We start from the raw sequence: 17,826 nt of genomic DNA on the forward strand, positions 1-17,826 counted from the left end.
TTTAAATTATGAATTTTTAATTCATAATTTGGATTTGATTGTTTTGATAATTGAAGTTAGTAAGCGAATAATCTCTTCACAATCTTTGATGTGAGTATTTACCTCTATATTCACTAATTCACTTTTATCCAAAAGCTGCAGCCAGTAGACTGTTTCTCTTGCCTCTTTAGATGCAATCGATAACTTATGGACAAAATCAATTCGACTTTGAGCTGCTTCTGACTCAGCGATATTGGCTCCTATACTGGTCCCGCTTCTCAATATCTGTTTTGAAATTATAAACTCTTTTTGATCTTGCATCATTTTAAACAACAGTATAATCTTCAACGAAAATTCAAAGCTTTTATCTTTTACTATGTTTGATTTCATTACAGACCAATTAAGTTATTGTCATTTAAAATTTAGAATTCAAAATTCAAAATTTTATTTTTTTTCTTTCTCCAAATAATCCGCTATTCTCCTTAGAAAACTTCCGGCTAAAAAGCCATCTACAATACGGTGATCGAAGGAGAGTGATAAATACATCATTTGTCGGATTTCAATTTTATCACCGTCTTCATATTCAATAACCTCAGCTCTTTTTTTGATGATGCCCGTCGCTAGAATCGCCGCCTCTGGCTGATTGATAATCGGCGTTCCCATCAAGCTCCCAAAGGTGCCTACATTGGAAATGGTAAAGGTGCTGCCTTTGGTTTCTTCGCTGGTAAGCTTATTATCTCTCGCTTTTTGGGCTAGTAAATTCACGTTTTTCGCTAATGCTTTCAAATCTTTTTGATCTGAATTCCGAACTACAGGTACGATCAAATTTCCACTAGGTAGAGCCGTAGCCATGCCGATATGAATATCCTCTTTCACAATGATCTCGTTTCCGTCCAAAGAGGAATTGATCATGGGGTAATCCTGAATCGCCTTGGTCACTGCCTGAATGAAAAGTGGAGTAAAGGTGAGCTTCTCACCGGTCTTTTCCTGAAATGTTTTCTTATTGGCATTTCTCCAGTTGACCAGATTAGTCATGTCTGCCTCCACATAAGCGGTAACGTGTGGAGAGGTATGCTTGGAAAACACCATGTGGTCTGCAATCATCTGTCGCATGCGATCCATTTCCACACGTTTGCCTTTTCCTTTGTCAAATTGTAAATCGGGCACTTGAAAACCAGATGCGTGCTGAGTCGGTTCGGGTTGAGCAAATTGAGCGGGTCTGCCCGCATCAATATAGTTAAATATGTCAGATTTTTGGAGTCGATCGTTTGCCCCCGACGCTGGAATTCTCGCCAGTTCTTCATAGCTGATGTGATGATCTTTTGCTATTTTTTCGACAAGTGGTGAATAAAACTGATCTCCTCTATCACTTGGCTTCCACTCTACCTTAGAAACATATTTTGATGTTTCACTCGATTGTGATTTTGGTTTTTCGGGTCGGGGCTTAGTTGATGAAATTTTATTGGTCTCTTGTTTAATTTGCTTTTCAGTATTTGCTTCTGATATTGATTCTACATCATCCATAGCTTCAATTAGTGCAATTGTTTCACCAATTTTAACTATATCATTGGCTTGATACTTCTTTTCGATAAGTCTCCCTGAAAAAGGTGCCGGCACTTCATTATCCACTTTATCTGTCCCTACTTCTATTAAGATATCACCTTTTTGAAAAGTATCTCCTTCGTTCACCATCCAGTTCAGAATAGTTCCCTCAGTAATACTTTCTCCCATTTTAGGAAGTTTAAACTCTTTAGCTTTTTCACTCATAATTTCTTCAATCTAGCTTTTTCTCTTTTCTAATATCTTACCAAGACGCTAAGTTTTTCTTTGTTTTCTAGCCACTCATCACTACCCAGTAATCTCTAATTAATACCGCTCTTAAATTCATTCAACGTCTTATAGAAATCTTCCTGTACAGGCCGGTTTTCTGGGATTTCTCGAAGTGGCTGTACTTCTTCTAAGCTTTCATGACAGTCAGCTGGCAGCTGCTGATACAATAGCGTACCTGCTGTTTTCCAGGCTATCATTTCATCAGAAACTTCCTTGATAATTTTACCCGGGTTTCCTACTACTAAACTGCGGCTGGATATTTTGGTTTCCGCTTTCACAAACGCCAAAGCACCAATAATACATTCGTCGCCAATTTCGGCGTCATCCATGATCACGGAGTTCATACCGATAAGGCAATTTTCTCCAAGATTTGCTCCATGAATAATAGCTCCATGACCTACATGCGCCCCTTTCTTAAGTGTTATGCTTTTGCCCGGAAACATATGTACCGTACAGTTTTCCTGCACATTCACTCCATCTTCCAAAATAATCTCACCCCAATCTCCGCGAATAGCCGCTCCAGGTCCAATATAACAATCCTTGCCAATAATGACGTTGCCTGTTACTGCAGCCAACGGATGCACAAAGCTGGATTCATGTACGACTGGTATATGGTTTTTGAATTTGTAGATCATGAAATTTCTGCTTTTGCGGAAATCTCTTCCCGCACATTCAAATAATAATATTATTTCAATCTTGATCTTGATAAATCAAGGTTCCAGTTATCTGATAAATTAGACCAACTTGGATTCATTTCTTCTATTAAATTTATCTTCCATGCTCTGTTCCATTTTTTAAACCTTTTTTCTCTTGTAGAAGCTTCGACTGAACTATCAAATTCTTCAAAGTATACCAGTTTATTACAATTGTATCTTGCCGTAAAAGATCTTGGATATGTTTTTAGTTTATGCCCTTTTATTCGCTCATCAAGATCATTTGTAACCCCAATATAAAGCACAGTATTATTTTTATTGGTTATGATATAAACGTAATGACTCATCATTCTTCAGTTTTTGTCAAAATTTAAAGTAATGATTTCATAAAATAGACATCCGCATGCGCGAATGTAAATCTCTCTATTTAAACCGCTTCAGCTTCTCCTTCGTAAAAGAACTTAACACTAACTTTCCACTGATTTTCGCACGTTCTTTTAACAACTCATCCCAGTCTTCAGTTCCTCGCCAAAACATTTGTTTCATTTGCTTGACAGCTTCAGGATTATATTCGCATAAATTTTTTGCAAATTCTGCTATAGCAATATCCAAATCTTCTGTAGAATCGTAAACATTTGCATATAAACCTTTGCCTTTTGCCCATTCTGCTGTATAGAATGTGTTGGCATCTATTGCAATCTGGGACATTCCACTAACACCCAATTTACGTTCAACGGCAGGACCAACAACAAAAGGACCTATTCCAAGATTCAATTCACTCAACTTGATAGCAGCGTATTTGGTAGCCATGCAATAATCCATAGAAGAGGCAAGGCCTACGCCACCGCCAACAGTTTTACCTTGAACACGCCCAATAATAAATTTTGGACATTTACGCATGGCGTTGATTACATTGGCAAATCCACTAAAGAACTTTTCTCCAGTTTGCTCATCGTTAATAGAAATCAATTCTTTAAAACTGGCTCCGGCACAAAACGTTCGATCACCTCCAGATTTTAAGACCACCACCAAAACGTCATCATCATGACCTACTTTGGTGATGGTATCAGCTAATTGAGCTAGAATATCACTCGGTAATGAATTATGTGCAGGATGAAAAAATTCTATCGTCGCAATTTTGTCTTTTATGTCTTTTTTTACGTAAGGTTTCGTCATAATTTATAGTATTTCTCAATCGTTTTCGGGTCATGTTCAAAACTAATGATTGTTAGTATCATTCGCAATTGGATTATTTTAAATTTAGTAGTTTTACACCTAATCTAACCTTTTTAAAACTTTATAAATGAAAACCCTCCCAATACTATTGTTTGTGTTTTTGCTTGTGTCTGCTTCTGCTTATTCTCAAGATCCAGATGAAACCTATATAATTGCTAAAGGCTGTAAAAATGCAGAGGGAAACATGGAGCTGAAAGATTGTTTTTCGAAAAAGGTTTCGAATTTGTTTACACGCAGCGTAGGGAGAAAATTTAGAAATGAACTCAAACCAGGAATCAACAAATTCAACCTAGCTTTTGAGGTACAAAAAGATAAATCTGTTCATTTAGTTCATTTAAACTCAAATAATCCTGTTATTAAAAAGGAATTTGAAAACACATTGAATAAACTTAAAATAATAGAACCTGGTATTCAAGATGGTAAACCCATCAATGCTACCATTAATTTACCTGTTGTTATTAAAACAAATACTACTGGTGTTGAGGCTAATCATAAGATGAGTAAAGTAACCGATAAAAATGATTATAAAGGCAACGAAAGGATTTATCCCAGCATTGATATTTATTGCAAATATGAAGATGAAGAAAAAGCATTTAATAGTTACAGTAACTATATGCTAAACTTTCTTTTTAATAAAATTGAACCTGATCAAATAAACACCTTTTTAAACCCTGGGATGAATTTCTTTGAAATTAAAATTCTTTACAATAAAGATGACACAATAACTAAAATAGTATCAAATAGTGGCAACTCAAAGCTTGATACTATTTTTAAAAAGAACGTCGTTGAGGTTTTTCATGAATCTAAATTTAAAAGTCCCCGTAAAGACAATGTGTCCTACTCTGGTGAAATGGTGTTTTACATTTTCTATATGAAAAGCTAGATTTAAATTATAAGACTTATGAATAGCAATTAAAAAAATGCTGTCTAAATTCGATTTAGACAGCATTTTTTTTGAGATTTTAAATCAACCCAAACTGTTCAAAATGATGATTAAAATGCTTTCTGTTTAAAAGCTTCCACTCAAAACTTGTCAATTCTCCAAAAACTGCATTCTTTGTAACTGCATCCGGATGTTCTCTAAAATAAACTTCATAAGCCTCATAAGACTCCAATAAAGCTTTTTTAGCCTCCTCTAGAGTGCTATGATTTAAGGCTTCAAGTTCATTTTCCTTCATCAAAGGCATCTTATAACCGTGTGGCATTTTTTCGTAGTTGTATAAGGTTTCCTGAACTTTCTCTAAATGCTCTTCAGGTGTGGCAATTTCAAAATTGGATATGTCTCCTGTAGCTATCCTCAAACTCATTTCCAAATGCTCCAGCATATGTTGTGGCGTCATCATCCCCCATTTCGCCTGACTTTCTTCTGAAAGTGATTTTAACTTACTATCAATAAAATCCTTATCCACTTCATAAAAGGTTTCTTGTTTTTTCTGAACCATGGTCAAAATAGTCGCAATGGCCACCAGCTTGTCCTCTTCTTCTACCGCCTCCACATCAAAGACTTCCACATACCATTTCACAATGCCGCTTGGTAATTCCTTTCCTTTTTGATCGCGATCCACTTTCTCTTTGCAAGTTAATCGGACATTTATAGTATCATTGTGATATAGCGGTCTTAGAAATCGAATTTCTTCTAAACCGTAATTAGCCGCGACAGGACCTTTATTTGGATAAACAAACAATCCAGCTGCTGCTGAAATTATGAAATAACCATGAGCAGTTCGCTGCTCAAAAATACTGCCTTCCAAAGAAGTGATATCCGTATGCGCATAAAAGTGATCCCAGGTTAAGTTTCCGAAGTTGATAATATCTGTGTCGGTTAAGGTTCGGTTATGCGTTTTTAAGGACATTCCGGGCTGTATGTCTTCCCAATGGTAAGCAAATGGATGCTTTTCGGCGTCTTTGTAGTTTGCTTTCGGCTGATAAATGCCAGTGATTTCAGTTAAAGTGGTTGGACTTCCCTGAATCGCGCAACGCTGCATAAAGTGCTTGATCCCGCGTTTTCCACCCATTTCTTCTCCACCACCGGCTCGGCCAGGACCACCGTGAACCAAATTAGGTAAAGGGGCACCATGACCTGTACTTTGCTTGGCAGATTCCCGATTAATGGACATGATTCTTCCGTGATGCGACGCCGATTTTATGGTATATTCAGTTGCAATCCGATCATCATTAGTGAAAATTGAACTTACCAAAGAACCTCTTCCTTTTTTAGAAAGCTGAATCGCTTCTTCTAAATTTTTATAAGGCATCAGTGTGCTTACAGGCCCAAAGGCTTCGGTAATGTGAGCAGCTTCATTTATGAAAGGCTTATCCTCTCTCATCAAAATGGGTTTGATAAAAGCTCCTTTTTCAAATTCAGCATTAATGGTTTCTGCCGAGTCAAAATCGCCATAAACGATTTCTGCAGTTTTTGAAATCTCTCCGACTGCTTTTTTTACGGCTTCTACTTGTTGTTTATCAATAAGACTTCCCATTCGGACTTCCTTCAGTCTTGGATCTCCCAATGTCACTTTATCCAAAGCTTTTCCTAAGGCAATTTGGACATCTTCAATGAGAGATTCTGGAACAATCGCTCGACGAATCGCCGTACATTTCTGACCGCATTTCACTGTCATTTCATTTCTAACCTCTCTTATAAATAAATCGAATTCAGGGGTGCCTGGAACTGCATCTTCTCCCAAAATACAAGCATTCAGAGAATCTGCTTCCATGGTAAATGGAACAGATTCTTCAAGCAATCTTGGATGATTTTTAAGCATTCGTCCAGTTGCGGCAGAACCTGTAAACGTGACAATGTCCTGTGATTCGACACTATCCAAAATGTTTTTCTCCGTGCCTGAAATCAGTTGCAAAGTACCTTCTGGCAAAATGCCTGAAGCGATGATTTCTTTGACGACGGCTTCAGTCAAATACGCCGACTGTGGGGCTGGCAGAACGACAGCTGGCACTCCAGCCATCCAGTTGACCGCACATTTTTCCAGCATTCCCCACACAGGAAAATTGAAGGCATTGATGTGAACCGCAACACCTTCTTTGGGTACCAAAATATGATGCGCCATAAACCGGCCACCACGAGACAAATCAATAGGGTCACCTTCTACATCAAAGGGCTGATTGGGAAACAACTTCCTTAAAGACGCATTGGCAAACAAATTTCCAAAACCGCCATCAATATCAAACCAAGAATCCATCTTTGTAGCCCCAGTACGATAGCTCAATTCATAAAATGCTCTTTTTTTCTTCTGTAGATAGAATGCTAAAGATTTCAGCATATTTCCACGTTCCTGAAACGTCATTTGTCGCAAGGTTTCACCCTTTTCACGACCGTAAGCCAAAACTTCAGGAATATCGAAACCTGCAACAGTTATATTTGTAAAATGTTCTCCAGTAATGGAATCAAAAATAGGTTTTCCCTTCCCCCTTCCTTCCTTCCATTGGCCTTGTATGTAACTTTGTGTGGTTTGCATGATATTTTAATTAATGATCTTTTATTAAATTTAAATGAGCTTCAATTCTTAACTCGCATTCTCAATCACAGCTGCGTAACCTTGTCCAACTCCTACACACATGGTAACAAGTGCATATTTTTTATTAGTCATTTTAAGCTCCAAAGCAGCCGAATAAGCAAGCCTTGCTCCAGTAACCCCGAGTGGATGACCAATCGCAATCGCGCCCCCGTTAGGGTTAATTCGTGGATCGTCGTCTTTCAATCCCCAGGCGCGGATACAAGCTAAGGATTGAGCTGCAAAGGCTTCATTCAATTCAATCACATCCATATCTTCCATTTTCAAACCTGCTTTTGCCAAAGCCTTATTGGACGCTTCCACAGGCCCAATACCCATAATTCTTGGTTCAACCCCAACCACAGCAGAACTCAAAATTTTAGCCATCGGATTCAAATTATATTTTTCAACTGCTTTTTGTGAAGCCACAATCGTAGCTGCAGCACCATCATTGAGGCCTGACGAATTTCCGGCTGTCACGCTTCCGTCTTTTCTAAATGCCGGACGTAGCTTAGCCAAAACTTCCAGCTTGGTTTGTGGTTTCACAAACTCATCCTGAACAAACACCAAATCATTCTGCTTTCGTCGTGGAATATTTACAGCGACAATTTCTCTGGCCAATCGGCCGTTTTCCTGAGCTTTCGAAGCTTTCATCTGAGAATGATAAGCAAAGGCGTCCTGGTCTTCACGCGAAATTTTGTGGATATCGACCAGATTTTCAGCCGTCACACCCATACCATCCGTTCCATATTGTTCGTGCATTTTTGGATTCACAAACCGCCACCCAAAGCTAGTATCGTACATTTTGGAATCATTTCCGTAAGCCGATGAAGCTTTAGAAATAGCGTAAGGACCACGTGTCATGTGCTCAACTCCACCAGCGATAAATAAATCGCCATCCCCTGCTTTTATAGCTCGGTTGGCGTGAATAATCGCTGACAGTCCACTACTGCAAAGTCGATTTACCGTTTCTCCTGGCACAGAGTGAGGCAATCCCGCCAAAAGTGAGCACATTCTAGCCACGTTTCGGTTGTCTTCCCCCGCCTGATTGGCACATCCCAATATCACATCATCAAAAGCTTCTTTGGGAATAGATGAATTTCTACTTACGATTTCTTTGATGACCAAGGCCCCCAAATCGTCAGCTCTCACTGGTGAAAGCTTCCCTTTATAATTTCCAATTGGCGTTCGAATTCCGTCGATTATAAATGCATCCATGTCTTGTATTTTGTTATTTTGGGCGTTAACAGGCTTTTCGTTTCAAGTCCTCGTCCGGTGATGGCTTTCGCAAACTTTCCCATGAGCTCCTTTCAGTCGCTTTGGCAAAGCTGTTTCAGCACAACACCAATCCTGCAGGCTTTCCACTACAATCCTTAACGCAAATTTGTTTTAAATTTAATGTTTTTAGTCATCATTTAAGTCCCACTCTTTTGAGGTTCTGTACACAACTCCTTTGAAAAGCGCTACTAACTGATCTTCTTTTTTAACCTCTACGACATGAAAACCAAGTTTATTTTTTGTCACTTCCACACTGGATTCGGCGGTGATATAATCGCCTTCTTCCAAGGCTTCAATATGATTGATAGAGGTTTCGATAGACACTGCATATTTTCCATGAGTATTCGCTGCAAAACCAAAAGCGGTATCTGCCAAAGCATAGGTGATACCTCCATGAGCTTTCTGCATGGAATTGAGCATCTCCGGTCTTACTTTCAGTCCCACTTTACACTTACCTAAACTCACCTCCAAAATCTCAATTCCCAGCCAACTGCTGAAGGGATCTTGTGAGAGCATTTTTTGAGGTATTAGGTTGTAGGACATAGGGTTTAGGTATAAAGTTTAGTTGTTATTTACTTATTCTTTTAAAAATTGAAGCACGTAAGCCGCTTATCATTTTTACCATCTCAACCAAGTGTTCTCGATTTGCTTCATTTTCTTCCTGACTAATATAATTTCTCCGGACAGCTTTAGTACTACAAGCGACACATTCATGTAAGCTGTGATAAGCATTGCCAAGGTAATTATGAAATTGTTTATCTGTTCCGGCAGAACCTTCTGCTATGTTTAAAGCAATAGAGTCACCGGCTCTCCTGAACTGAGAAGTCAATTCGAAACGTTCTTCTTTCGGAAAATCTTTTGTCTGTTGATGAACAACTTCTCCAAAATCCATTGCCTTTTGATAAACTTTAAAATCCTCAAATTTAAAATGAAACTTAGATTTCATAACTCGATTATTTATTCCTACTACCTAACACCTACCTCCTATTACCTAGAACCTAAAACCTCCCTCCTTCTTTCGCCATTTTCCTCAACAACGGGCTACATCTATATCGATCCTCTCTGTAGGTGTCGTAAAGATGATCCATCTGTTCAACACACCAGTCAATGCCTTTTTTATTAGCCCATTTCAAAAGTCCTTTTGGATAGTTGACTCCCTTAGTCATAGCCAAATCAATATCTTTAGCAGTAGCGATATTTAAGAATAAAGCATCTGCGGCTTCATTGATAAGCATAGCTAACACCCGATCAAATATCTGTTGACCCATTTCACGGTCTTTGACAGGCGCTATTTTTTGTGCATTTTCTCTATAATCATAAAACCCTTTGCCTGACTTTCGACCTAAATAGCCTGCCTCCGCAAAGCGCTTTTGGGTAAATGATGGCTTGTACCGTGGGTCGTAGTAAAAAGCTTCAAAAACAGTTTCGGTAACGGTATAATTGACGTCGTTTCCGATAAAGTCCATCAACTGAAAAGGCCCCATTTTAAATCCGCCAAATTCTTTCATCGCCCAATCAATTGTTGCAAAACCTGCTTCGCCTTCAGGGACACCTGCAAAACGCTCTTCGTAAATTCTAAGTGCTTCTCCGTAAAATGGTCGAGCTACCCGATTCACAATAAATCCAGGAGTGTCTTTAGCCTTAACCGGCACTTTTTTCCAGTCTTGCATAATTGAAAATACCTTATCAAAAACATCAGAAGAAGTTTGCACAGCAGGTACAATTTCTACCAAAGGCATCAATGGTGCTGGATTGAAAAAGTGAACACCAATGCATCGCTCTGGTTTTTGTAAAGCTGAAGCAATCGAAGCAATGGACAAAGACGACGTATTGCTGGCAATAATGGCTTCATCACTTTGGTAACTTTCCAACTCTTTAAACACCTTTTGCTTGATCTCCAGATTTTCAATAATAGCTTCTATGGTCAAATCTGCATCAGCAAGATCCTTCAAATTTTCTACATAACTGATGTTTCCCTGTATTCTGTTTTTTTTCTGGTCATCAATACGCCCTTTTTCAATTAACCGACTCAGAATTTTCTCCAAAGCCTGTTTAGCTTTATCAAGTGCTTCTGCTTTGGTATCGTAAAGCTTCACCTGGCAACCTGCCGTTGCTGCTACCTGCGCTATGCCGCTTCCCATGGTTCCGCTTCCTATTATGGCTATGTTCATATTGTAATTAACGATTTTATTAGATTGTTGATTAACGATTGTTGATTTATTTCGATTTAATATTGAGTTTTGCAGTAGAAGTTTTAATACTGATCACAAATATGGATATCAGTTCATTATTTTCTTTCAATAATTTATCTAATGAGTCAGTATCCGATGTTAAGTTTGCTCCCTTTTGAATTTTCAGATTAATCAAACATTCCCTTAATTCCTTTAAACAAATTTTCATTTTATGAAGAAAGTCTCTTATAGACTCAGCGCTTCTTGCTTCGCCGTAATTCAAAGCTGAAGAACTAGCAGATCTTATTAACTGTTTGGTCAAATATTCTCCTTCAAAATTATTCTTGACAGTTTTACAAAATAAAATAGAATCGATTGAAAATTGGATCAGTCTATCTTCTAACTCAACTGGTTTCATACTTAAAAGATTTATGTTTAACTTATTTAAGCATTGATTAAAAAATCAGCAATCTCCTACCATCAATCTCCAATCGTTAATCTGAAATCTTTAATCTCAAATACTCAATTTATTTTCCTCTAAACTTCGCCTCTCTCTTTTCCATAAATGCGGACACACCTTCTTCATAATCATTTGTATTGGCGGCGGCGATTTGATATTCAGACTCTAAAGCGAGTTGGTCTTCAAGTGAATTATTGAAGGACTTGTTCAGTGCTTTTTTGGTATAGGCCAAAGCTTTGGTGGGCATTTTGGCTAATTTTTCTGCTAACTTCTTTACTTCTTCTTGGTAAGTTTCGGCTGAATAATATTTGTAAATCATGCCCATACGTTCCGCTTCAACCGCATCTACTTTGTCACCCAGCATGGCTAAAGCGGATGCTCTTTGGAAACCAACTAGTCTTGGCAGAAAAAAAGTGCCTGCAGAATCGGGGATCAATCCAATTTTTGAAAAGGCCTGAATAAAACTAGCTTGTTCGCTGGCAACAACGATATCACAAGCTAAAGCGATGTTGGCTCCTGCTCCTGCAGCTACACCGTTAACAGAAGCAATGACAGGTTTTTCGATATTTCTGATTCTCGTAATGATAGGATTGTAATGGTCATCTAATATTTTTTTGAATCCAGGATGCTGATCCGGATCTGTAATTTCCTGTATGTCCTGACCTGCACAAAAGGCTTTGCCTTCACCAGTTAAAACAATAGCTCTCACCTCATCATTACGGATACAATCGTCTAGTGTTTTTTGCAAAGAAAAAGCCATTTCCCGATTGAAACTATTGAATTTGTTGGGTCTATTGAATTTTATGTAAGCAACTTGATTTTGAATAGTGAGTAATATACTGGAATCCATAGTTTTGAATTTTTAGTGATTTTGAATGCGAAAAGTTACGAAATTAGGATTTAAATTAATCTTTAAGTAAGTTAGACTCTCAATCGATAAATCAAATTGATCTCTAATCCTAGTCTTGAAAAAATAACATTTGAAGTAAGCTTCGGTTAGGGATTGAGGCACTTGTTGGAGCTCTTCCTGTTTTTGCAACAGGAAAGCGACTGCCGAAAGCCCGACCCTCATTTTTAAATGGGGGTAACCGCCAAAACAAGCTTAGATTAAACATTTAAAATAATCGAAAGTTTCTTCGCAGTCCTCACATTTGAACATCGCCTTGCAGGCTGTGGATGCAAACTGACTTACCAATCTCGTGTTTTTAGATTCGCATTGCGGGCAAGGTATTACTCGCTTATTGCCAAGTAGAGCATCTTTATCTGAGGTAGCATCCATAGGTGGGGCAATCCCGTAATCCTTGAGTGCTTTTTTGCCTTCATCGGTCATCCAGTCTGTGGTCCATGCGGGAGACAAAATAAGCTTAACCTCAGGCTTATAGCCGTGTTTTGCAAGTTCGGTTTTGATATCGTCACCAATCACATCCATGGCTGGACAACCGCTATAAGTAGGGGTTATTTCAACTTTTGCCACTTGGTTAGGCAGCACTGTTGCGGAACGAACTACGCCTAAATCAATTATAGACAATACGGGAATTTCTGGATCGGGAACCGATTTCAGTATAGTGTACAGTTCTGTTGCTATGTCTGCTTCTTGCGTCATAAATTAGTTAATAGTTGACAGTTATTAGTAGCTTTAATATTCTATATGCCACTTTAGTATTAAACATCGCACTTCTGACTTTAAGTATCTACAGCCTAACCTCTCAAATCTAATCTACCACTTCATACCTGGATAGGTTCTCTGCATGTACTGCATGTCTGATAAAATAAAACCCATATGCTCTGTGTGAATTCCATTTTTACCACCTTTCTGAAAATATTTTGTATCTGGAATATCTAGTGTTGCTTCTTTAAGGAGTGAGGTAATGGCAGCGTAATAACTGTCTTTTAAGTTTGTGGTATCTACACCATAACCAGCTTTTGAGACTGCTTTGTCATTATCTGTCATATGAAATAATTCATCGGTATACACCCACAAATCATCAATAGCCTGCTGAGCTTTTTGTTTGCTTTCTTCGGTTCCATCACCTAGTCTTTTGAGCCAGTCTCCAGAAAAACGTTTATGATAAGAAACCTCCTTCAAACTCTTTTTAGCAATCGCTTGAAAATTGACATTTTTGGAATTTTCTAACTCTTTTAAAAGCATGAAATGAAAAACATCAAAAAAATATTGTCTAACAATGACGTAAGCAAAATCCGTGTTGGGCTGTTCTACCAAAAGCACATTTTTATACTCGCGCTCTGTTCTTAGAAAAGCAACATCATCTTCAGTTATGTCTTTCGGTGAAAGCTCGGCTACGTACTGGTAATAACTTCTAGTCTGACCAAGTAAATCCAGAGCCATATTAGTCATGGCAATATCAGTCTCCAAAGTCGGACCATGTCCACAGAGTTCGGAAATTCTCTGACCTAAAATCAAAGAATTATCGGCAATCCCGTAGATATATTGAATTAAATTTTCGTTCGTCATTTACTTAAATCTTTAAAATTAAAACAGCCTGATTATCAGTTACATGTGTTCAATATCGTCTGGCAACTCATAAAAGGTCGGATGACGGTATGCCTTATCCGCAGCAGGTTCAAACATTTCTCCGTTATCATCTGGGTTGGATGCTTTTATATTTTTGGATTCTACTACCCAGATACTCACACCCTCACTGCGTCTTGTGTAAACATCTCTTGCGTTTTTGAGCGCCATATCTGGGTCTGGAGCGTGTAAACTCCCGAAATGACGGTGCTCTAATCCATTTTTACTTCTTACGAAAACTTCCCAAAGTGGCCAGTTTTTTTTTGACATTGAATTTTATTTTAAAAATTAAAGCTTTCTATACTGCTTCTTTTACTTCTTTATCAGCTTGCTTATCTGCGTAAGCAATAGCTGCGTCTCTTACCCACTCTCCATTATCCCAGGCATTCTTTCTGGCTGAAATACGCTCTTTATTGCACATTCCGTGACCTTTTACGACTTGCCAAAACTCTTCCCAATCGATATCACCAAAGTTATAGTGGCCAGTTTCATTGTTGTATTTCAAATTTTCATCTGGCACTTTAAGTCCGAGGATATCGGCTTGAGGAACCGTTTGGTCAATAAATTGCTGACGCAACTCATCATTAGTTTTACGCTTGAGTTTCCATTTCATGGACTGCTCTGTATGGGTAGATTCATCATCTGTAGGACCAAGCATCATTAAAGATGGCCACCACCAACGATTCAATGCATCTTGCGCCATGTCTTTTTGCTCTTGAGTTCCGTTGCAAAGCGTCATCATAATTTCATAACCTTGTCTTTGGTGAAAACTTTCTTCCTTACAGACCCTTACCATTGCTCTTGCGTAAGGTCCAAAAGATGTACTACACAATGGCACCTGGTTGATAATCGCTGCACCATCGACTAACCAGCCGATCGCACCTATGTCTGCCCACGTAAGTGTTGGATAATTAAAAATACTTGAATATTTAGCTTTTCCAGAATGCAACTGATCGTAAAGTTCCTCTCTGGAAATTCCTAGAGTCTCACAAGCCGAATAAAGGTATAAACCATGCCCGGCTTCGTCTTGAACTTTAGCTAGAAGCGCTACTTTTCTTCTTAAAGATGGCGCTCTTGTAATCCAGTTTCCTTCTGGCAGCATCCCGACAATTTCGGAGTGTGCGTGTTGTGAAATCTGGCGGATATGTGTTTTTCTATATTTCTCCGGCATCCAGTCTTTTGGCTCGATTTTTTCATCACGAGCAATTTTTGCTTCAAAAATATCTTCTAAGCTTTTCATCTGTTCTTTTTCTTTCATATTTTCCATAGTAGCTTATTTTTTCAAATTTTATTAAACGTCAAAATCTACAGTTACTTTATCTGTAGTTGGTACAGATTGACAACTCAGTACCAGATTTTGAGCAACTTCTTCTTTTTCTAAAGCGTAATTTACTTTCATTTCTACATTACCTTCCATCACACGACATTTACAAGTACTGCAAACGCCCCCTTTGCAAGCAAAAGGTAAATCTGCTCCTGCAGCCAAAGCAGCATCTAACAGGTTGTCATAGTCTTTGGTCATGGCAAAATGAAACTCTTTACCACCATCCAAAATGGTGATTTGAGTCCCGTCTTTTCGTTTAGCCAAAGCTTCTTCTGTTCGCCTTTTGTCTTCTTCTGAAAGTCCAGAAACAAATAATTCAAAATGAATATTGTTTTCATTCAAACCTAGAGAAGTTAATTCATCACGAATCATGAAAATCATTTGCTCTGGGCCGCAAATAAATACATCACTTACCTCATCGATATCAAAGACTGAATTGGCTAATGTCTGTACCTTTTCAGGAGTAAATCTTCCGTTTAGCAATTCAATATCACGCTGTTCTCGAGTTAAAAAATAGAAAATTTCAAATCTCCCGAAGTAGCGATTTCTGATTTGTTCAATTTCCTCTTTGAAGATAATGGATTTAGCATTCTTATTCAAATAAAACAGCTTACAATTTGCATTCGGCTCTTTGGCTAAATGCGTTTTTATCATCGACAAAATTGGCGTGATCCCACTTCCCGCAGCAAAAAACAAGTAAGTCTTGTCTGTATCTTGTTGAGCATCAACACCAAACTCACCGCTTGGAGGCATCACTTCCAAAATATCATTAGCCTTCAACTCTTGATTCACATATGTTGAAAATTTCCCTTCGAAAATCTGTTTAACGGCAACTTTCCATTCATCATCAACAGGACTTGAACATAAAGAATAAGATCTCCTAATGTCTTCCCCATTAATGTCTTTTTTCAAAGTCAAGTGCTGACCTTGATGGTACATAAAATCAGATTTTAAATCTTCTGGGATATCAAAAGTAATCACAGAACAATCTTCTGTTTCTTTATAGACATCCTTTACTTTAATCGGAAAAAAACTCGGCATTTATTAATAGTTTAATAACAAAACTAACGTTTGTTAGTTTAAAATTCGAAAAATTGGTGTTAAATTATTTTAGCTGGTAAAACCTCTACAAGTTATGAGTAATATTCGACTTTAGCTTCTATCGAGGACTTGCGCTCACCTTCTTCAAGCTCACCATTATATTTTCCCATGTAAAAAAATCCCAAACAAGATTCTCCTTCATTTAAATTGAAGAAGTCACTCACTAAGTCTTTATAAGATGGTGAGCTCCAGTAAGCTCCAATATTAAGCTCAGTGCAAGCCAGCCACATGTTTTGAACTGCCATGGCGACAGCGGAAACCTCTTCCCATTCAGGCGGTTTACCTTTTGGGCTTCTTTGCATGCAGATCGCGATTACTGAATGAGATTCCTCAAACTTAGAAACTATTTTTTTCCTTTTGAAGGATGATGGCTTCCCCTCTAGTTCAGCATTTTTATCGGCCAGAAAATTCGCTAATTTCAATTTACTATCGCCCTGTATAACTTTAAAACGCCATGGTTCAGTCTTTTTATGATTGGGAGCCCAATTGGCTGTTGCAAGAATTTTATCAAGTTCATCCTTCAAGATAGGTTCATCGTTGTATTGTTTTGGAAAAACAGATCGCCTTTTTTCTATAAGTTCGAATATATCCATGATTTAGTTTTTAAACACTTCTAAAATAGCCTCTTTAATTCTCTTTCTGTCTTTATCATTTAGATTTGATCCCGAAGGTAGACATAAGCCTCTTTCAAATAATTCCTCAGCAACTTTTCCACCGTAATAAGGCATATGTGCAAAGACCGGCTGCAAATGCATAGGTTTCCAAAGTGGCCGACTTTCAATATTATGAGTTTCGAGATGCAATCGCATTTGTTCTCTATCAATGCCATTGGTCTTAATTGGATCTATAGTGATTGCTGACAACCAATGATTACTGAAATAGTCATCTGATGGCTCAGTTAAAACTTCTACTCCATCAATTTCAGAAAAAATAGTCTCATAAAACTGATGCATTTCTCGCCTCAAGGCCACATGCTTGTCCAAAACCAGCATTTGACCGCGACCAATACCAGCAGAAATATTGCTCATTCTGTAATTGAACCCAATTTCGGAATGCTGATAATGCGGCGCCTGATCCCTGGCCTGAGTTGAATAAAAAACCGTTTTCTCTTTAGAAGCTTTATTATTGCTGACCAAAGCCCCGCCGCCAGAAGTGGTGATAATTTTATTGCCATTGAACGATAAGGCGGCAAACTCACCAAAGGTTCCGCAAGATTTTGATTTGTAGGTAGATCCTAAAGATTCTGCGGCATCTTCCACAATTGGAATATTATATTTTGAGGCGACTTCATGAACCTCATCTACCATGTAAGGCATGCCGTACAAATGAACGGGAATAATTGCTTTTGGTCTTTTACCCTTAGAGATTCTATCTTTTATTGCTTTCTCAAGAGCTTTTGGACAAATATTCCAGGTTTGAGGCTCACTATCAACAAAAACAGGTGTTGCGCCTTGATACATAATAGGATTGGCAGAACCACTAAAGGTAAAACTCTGGCAAATCACTTCGTCTCCTGCTTTAACACCTAATTGAACTAAAGCTAAATGAATTGCGGCTGTTCCACTACTCAAAACAGCAACTTCTTTATCTTGATCTATGTATTCCTTCAAATCAGATTCAAATCCGTTGACGTTAGGCCCTAAAGGAGCAATCCAATTTTCTTCAAAGGCTTTGTTGACAAATTCTTGTTCTTGACCGCCCATGTGAGGTGAGGATAACCATATTTTTGATAATTCTGAAGACATTCAAATAAGA

The 17,826-nt window shown here is 38.2% G+C and carries 20 protein-coding genes; 1 reads left to right on the forward strand and 19 read right to left on the reverse strand.

Annotated features, from left to right (window positions below):
* Positions 1-21: 21 nt before the first annotated feature.
* The 5 genes from LB452_RS00140 to LB452_RS00160 all read right to left on the reverse strand — a co-directional run bounded on the left by LB452_RS00140 (position 22) and on the right by LB452_RS00160 (position 3,638).
* Positions 22-369: a four helix bundle protein gene (locus LB452_RS00140; RefSeq protein WP_224459702.1), complete on the reverse strand. Its 348-nt coding sequence runs from the start codon at positions 367-369 to the stop codon at positions 22-24.
* Between the two features lie 54 nt (positions 370-423).
* The gene (locus tag LB452_RS00145) at positions 424-1,746 is read right to left on the reverse strand and encodes a dihydrolipoamide acetyltransferase family protein (protein ID WP_224459703.1); all 1,323 of its coding nucleotides are present in this window, start codon (positions 1,744-1,746) and stop codon (positions 424-426) included.
* A 95-nt stretch (positions 1,747-1,841) separates the two neighbouring features.
* Positions 1,842-2,444 (reverse strand): acyltransferase, encoded by a 603-nt coding sequence (locus LB452_RS00150; RefSeq protein WP_224459704.1) that lies wholly within the window; start codon positions 2,442-2,444, stop codon positions 1,842-1,844.
* A 50-nt stretch (positions 2,445-2,494) separates the two neighbouring features.
* Positions 2,495-2,809 (reverse strand): GIY-YIG nuclease family protein, encoded by a 315-nt coding sequence (locus LB452_RS00155; RefSeq protein WP_224460181.1) that lies wholly within the window; start codon positions 2,807-2,809, stop codon positions 2,495-2,497.
* A 76-nt stretch (positions 2,810-2,885) separates the two neighbouring features.
* Positions 2,886-3,638, reverse strand: coding sequence for an enoyl-CoA hydratase/isomerase family protein (locus LB452_RS00160; protein ID WP_224459705.1), 753 nt, complete (start codon positions 3,636-3,638; stop codon positions 2,886-2,888).
* Positions 3,639-3,765: 127 nt separating this feature from the next.
* On the opposite strand from LB452_RS00160, the gene LB452_RS00165 reads away from it, so the two are divergent.
* Positions 3,766-4,581: a hypothetical protein gene (locus LB452_RS00165; RefSeq protein WP_224459706.1), complete on the forward strand. Its 816-nt coding sequence runs from the start codon at positions 3,766-3,768 to the stop codon at positions 4,579-4,581.
* Positions 4,582-4,660: 79 nt separating this feature from the next.
* Here the strand turns inward: LB452_RS00165 and paaZ are convergent, their stop codons facing one another.
* The 14 genes from paaZ to LB452_RS00235 all read right to left on the reverse strand — a co-directional run bounded on the left by paaZ (position 4,661) and on the right by LB452_RS00235 (position 17,816).
* Positions 4,661-7,171: a phenylacetic acid degradation bifunctional protein PaaZ gene (paaZ, locus tag LB452_RS00170; RefSeq protein ID WP_224459707.1), complete on the reverse strand. Its 2,511-nt coding sequence runs from the start codon at positions 7,169-7,171 to the stop codon at positions 4,661-4,663.
* A gap of 48 nt (positions 7,172-7,219) precedes the next feature.
* Positions 7,220-8,425: a 3-oxoadipyl-CoA thiolase gene (gene pcaF, locus LB452_RS00175; RefSeq protein WP_224459708.1), complete on the reverse strand. Its 1,206-nt coding sequence runs from the start codon at positions 8,423-8,425 to the stop codon at positions 7,220-7,222.
* A 186-nt stretch (positions 8,426-8,611) separates the two neighbouring features.
* The gene (locus tag LB452_RS00180; RefSeq protein ID WP_224459709.1) at positions 8,612-9,028 is read right to left on the reverse strand and encodes a PaaI family thioesterase; all 417 of its coding nucleotides are present in this window, start codon (positions 9,026-9,028) and stop codon (positions 8,612-8,614) included.
* Positions 9,029-9,053: 25 nt separating this feature from the next.
* Positions 9,054-9,431: a four helix bundle protein gene (locus LB452_RS00185; RefSeq protein WP_224459710.1), complete on the reverse strand. Its 378-nt coding sequence runs from the start codon at positions 9,429-9,431 to the stop codon at positions 9,054-9,056.
* Between the two features lie 52 nt (positions 9,432-9,483).
* Entirely contained in the window at positions 9,484-10,656 is a 1,173-nt protein-coding gene (locus LB452_RS00190; protein ID WP_224459711.1) for a 3-hydroxyacyl-CoA dehydrogenase NAD-binding domain-containing protein, read from the reverse strand.
* Between the two features lie 46 nt (positions 10,657-10,702).
* Positions 10,703-11,074, reverse strand: a complete 372-nt coding sequence (locus LB452_RS00195; RefSeq protein WP_224459712.1) for a four helix bundle protein — start codon at positions 11,072-11,074, stop codon at positions 10,703-10,705.
* Between the two features lie 109 nt (positions 11,075-11,183).
* Entirely contained in the window at positions 11,184-11,966 is a 783-nt protein-coding gene (locus LB452_RS00200; RefSeq protein ID WP_224459713.1) for an enoyl-CoA hydratase-related protein, read from the reverse strand.
* Positions 11,967-12,218: 252 nt separating this feature from the next.
* Positions 12,219-12,719: a 1,2-phenylacetyl-CoA epoxidase subunit PaaD gene (gene paaD / locus LB452_RS00205; protein ID WP_224459714.1), complete on the reverse strand. Its 501-nt coding sequence runs from the start codon at positions 12,717-12,719 to the stop codon at positions 12,219-12,221.
* A 114-nt stretch (positions 12,720-12,833) separates the two neighbouring features.
* Positions 12,834-13,589, reverse strand: coding sequence for a 1,2-phenylacetyl-CoA epoxidase subunit PaaC (paaC, locus tag LB452_RS00210; RefSeq protein ID WP_224459715.1), 756 nt, complete (start codon positions 13,587-13,589; stop codon positions 12,834-12,836).
* Between the two features lie 39 nt (positions 13,590-13,628).
* Positions 13,629-13,916: a 1,2-phenylacetyl-CoA epoxidase subunit PaaB gene (gene paaB, locus LB452_RS00215; protein ID WP_224459716.1), complete on the reverse strand. Its 288-nt coding sequence runs from the start codon at positions 13,914-13,916 to the stop codon at positions 13,629-13,631.
* A gap of 28 nt (positions 13,917-13,944) precedes the next feature.
* The gene (gene paaA / locus LB452_RS00220; protein WP_407692599.1) at positions 13,945-14,904 is read right to left on the reverse strand and encodes a 1,2-phenylacetyl-CoA epoxidase subunit PaaA; all 960 of its coding nucleotides are present in this window, start codon (positions 14,902-14,904) and stop codon (positions 13,945-13,947) included.
* Between the two features lie 33 nt (positions 14,905-14,937).
* On the reverse strand, positions 14,938-16,011 hold the full coding sequence (locus LB452_RS00225; protein WP_224459718.1) for a 2Fe-2S iron-sulfur cluster-binding protein: 1,074 nt from the start codon (positions 16,009-16,011) through the stop codon (positions 14,938-14,940).
* Between the two features lie 92 nt (positions 16,012-16,103).
* Positions 16,104-16,664 carry a nitroreductase family protein gene (locus LB452_RS00230; RefSeq protein ID WP_224459719.1) on the reverse strand — a complete coding sequence of 187 codons (561 nt, stop codon included), beginning with the start codon at positions 16,662-16,664 and terminating at the stop codon, positions 16,104-16,106.
* Between the two features lie 3 nt (positions 16,665-16,667).
* Complete coding sequence (locus LB452_RS00235; RefSeq protein ID WP_224459720.1) at positions 16,668-17,816, reverse strand: DegT/DnrJ/EryC1/StrS family aminotransferase; 1,149 nt, start codon at positions 17,814-17,816, stop codon at positions 16,668-16,670.
* Positions 17,817-17,826: the final 10 nt, after the last annotated feature.

The sequence above is a fragment of the Psychroflexus longus genome, from assembly GCF_020164595.1.
GTDB lineage: Bacteria > Bacteroidota > Bacteroidia > Flavobacteriales > Flavobacteriaceae > Psychroflexus > Psychroflexus longus.

Bases quoted from the DNA above. Each gene is read 5' to 3' on its own strand.
- paaZ (WP_224459707.1), bottom strand. From the start codon at position 7,171: ATGCAAACCACACAAAGTTACATACAAGGCCAATGGAAGGAAGGAAGG.
- paaB (WP_224459716.1), bottom strand. From the start codon at position 13,916: ATGTCAAAAAAAAACTGGCCACTTTGGGAAGTTTTCGTAAGAAGTAAA.
- paaD (WP_224459714.1), bottom strand. From the start codon at position 12,719: ATGACGCAAGAAGCAGACATAGCAACAGAACTGTACACTATACTGAAA.
- LB452_RS00160 (WP_224459705.1), bottom strand. From the start codon at position 3,638: ATGACGAAACCTTACGTAAAAAAAGACATAAAAGACAAAATTGCGACG.
- LB452_RS00185 (WP_224459710.1), bottom strand. From the start codon at position 9,431: ATGAAATCTAAGTTTCATTTTAAATTTGAGGATTTTAAAGTTTATCAA.
- LB452_RS00180 (WP_224459709.1), bottom strand. From the start codon at position 9,028: ATGTCCTACAACCTAATACCTCAAAAAATGCTCTCACAAGATCCCTTC.
- LB452_RS00145 (WP_224459703.1), bottom strand. From the start codon at position 1,746: ATGAGTGAAAAAGCTAAAGAGTTTAAACTTCCTAAAATGGGAGAAAGT.
- LB452_RS00190 (WP_224459711.1), bottom strand. From the start codon at position 10,656: ATGAACATAGCCATAATAGGAAGCGGAACCATGGGAAGCGGCATAGCG.
- LB452_RS00140 (WP_224459702.1), bottom strand. From the start codon at position 369: ATGAAATCAAACATAGTAAAAGATAAAAGCTTTGAATTTTCGTTGAAG.
- LB452_RS00235 (WP_224459720.1), bottom strand. From the start codon at position 17,816: ATGTCTTCAGAATTATCAAAAATATGGTTATCCTCACCTCACATGGGC.
- LB452_RS00150 (WP_224459704.1), bottom strand. From the start codon at position 2,444: ATGATCTACAAATTCAAAAACCATATACCAGTCGTACATGAATCCAGC.
- LB452_RS00225 (WP_224459718.1), bottom strand. From the start codon at position 16,011: ATGCCGAGTTTTTTTCCGATTAAAGTAAAGGATGTCTATAAAGAAACA.
- LB452_RS00200 (WP_224459713.1), bottom strand. From the start codon at position 11,966: ATGGATTCCAGTATATTACTCACTATTCAAAATCAAGTTGCTTACATA.
- LB452_RS00195 (WP_224459712.1), bottom strand. From the start codon at position 11,074: ATGAAACCAGTTGAGTTAGAAGATAGACTGATCCAATTTTCAATCGAT.
- paaC (WP_224459715.1), bottom strand. From the start codon at position 13,589: ATGACGAACGAAAATTTAATTCAATATATCTACGGGATTGCCGATAAT.
- LB452_RS00155 (WP_224460181.1), bottom strand. From the start codon at position 2,809: ATGAGTCATTACGTTTATATCATAACCAATAAAAATAATACTGTGCTT.
- LB452_RS00165 (WP_224459706.1), top strand. From the start codon at position 3,766: ATGAAAACCCTCCCAATACTATTGTTTGTGTTTTTGCTTGTGTCTGCT.
- pcaF (WP_224459708.1), bottom strand. From the start codon at position 8,425: ATGGATGCATTTATAATCGACGGAATTCGAACGCCAATTGGAAATTAT.
- LB452_RS00230 (WP_224459719.1), bottom strand. From the start codon at position 16,664: ATGGATATATTCGAACTTATAGAAAAAAGGCGATCTGTTTTTCCAAAA.
- paaA (WP_407692599.1), bottom strand. From the start codon at position 14,904: ATGAAAGAAAAAGAACAGATGAAAAGCTTAGAAGATATTTTTGAAGCA.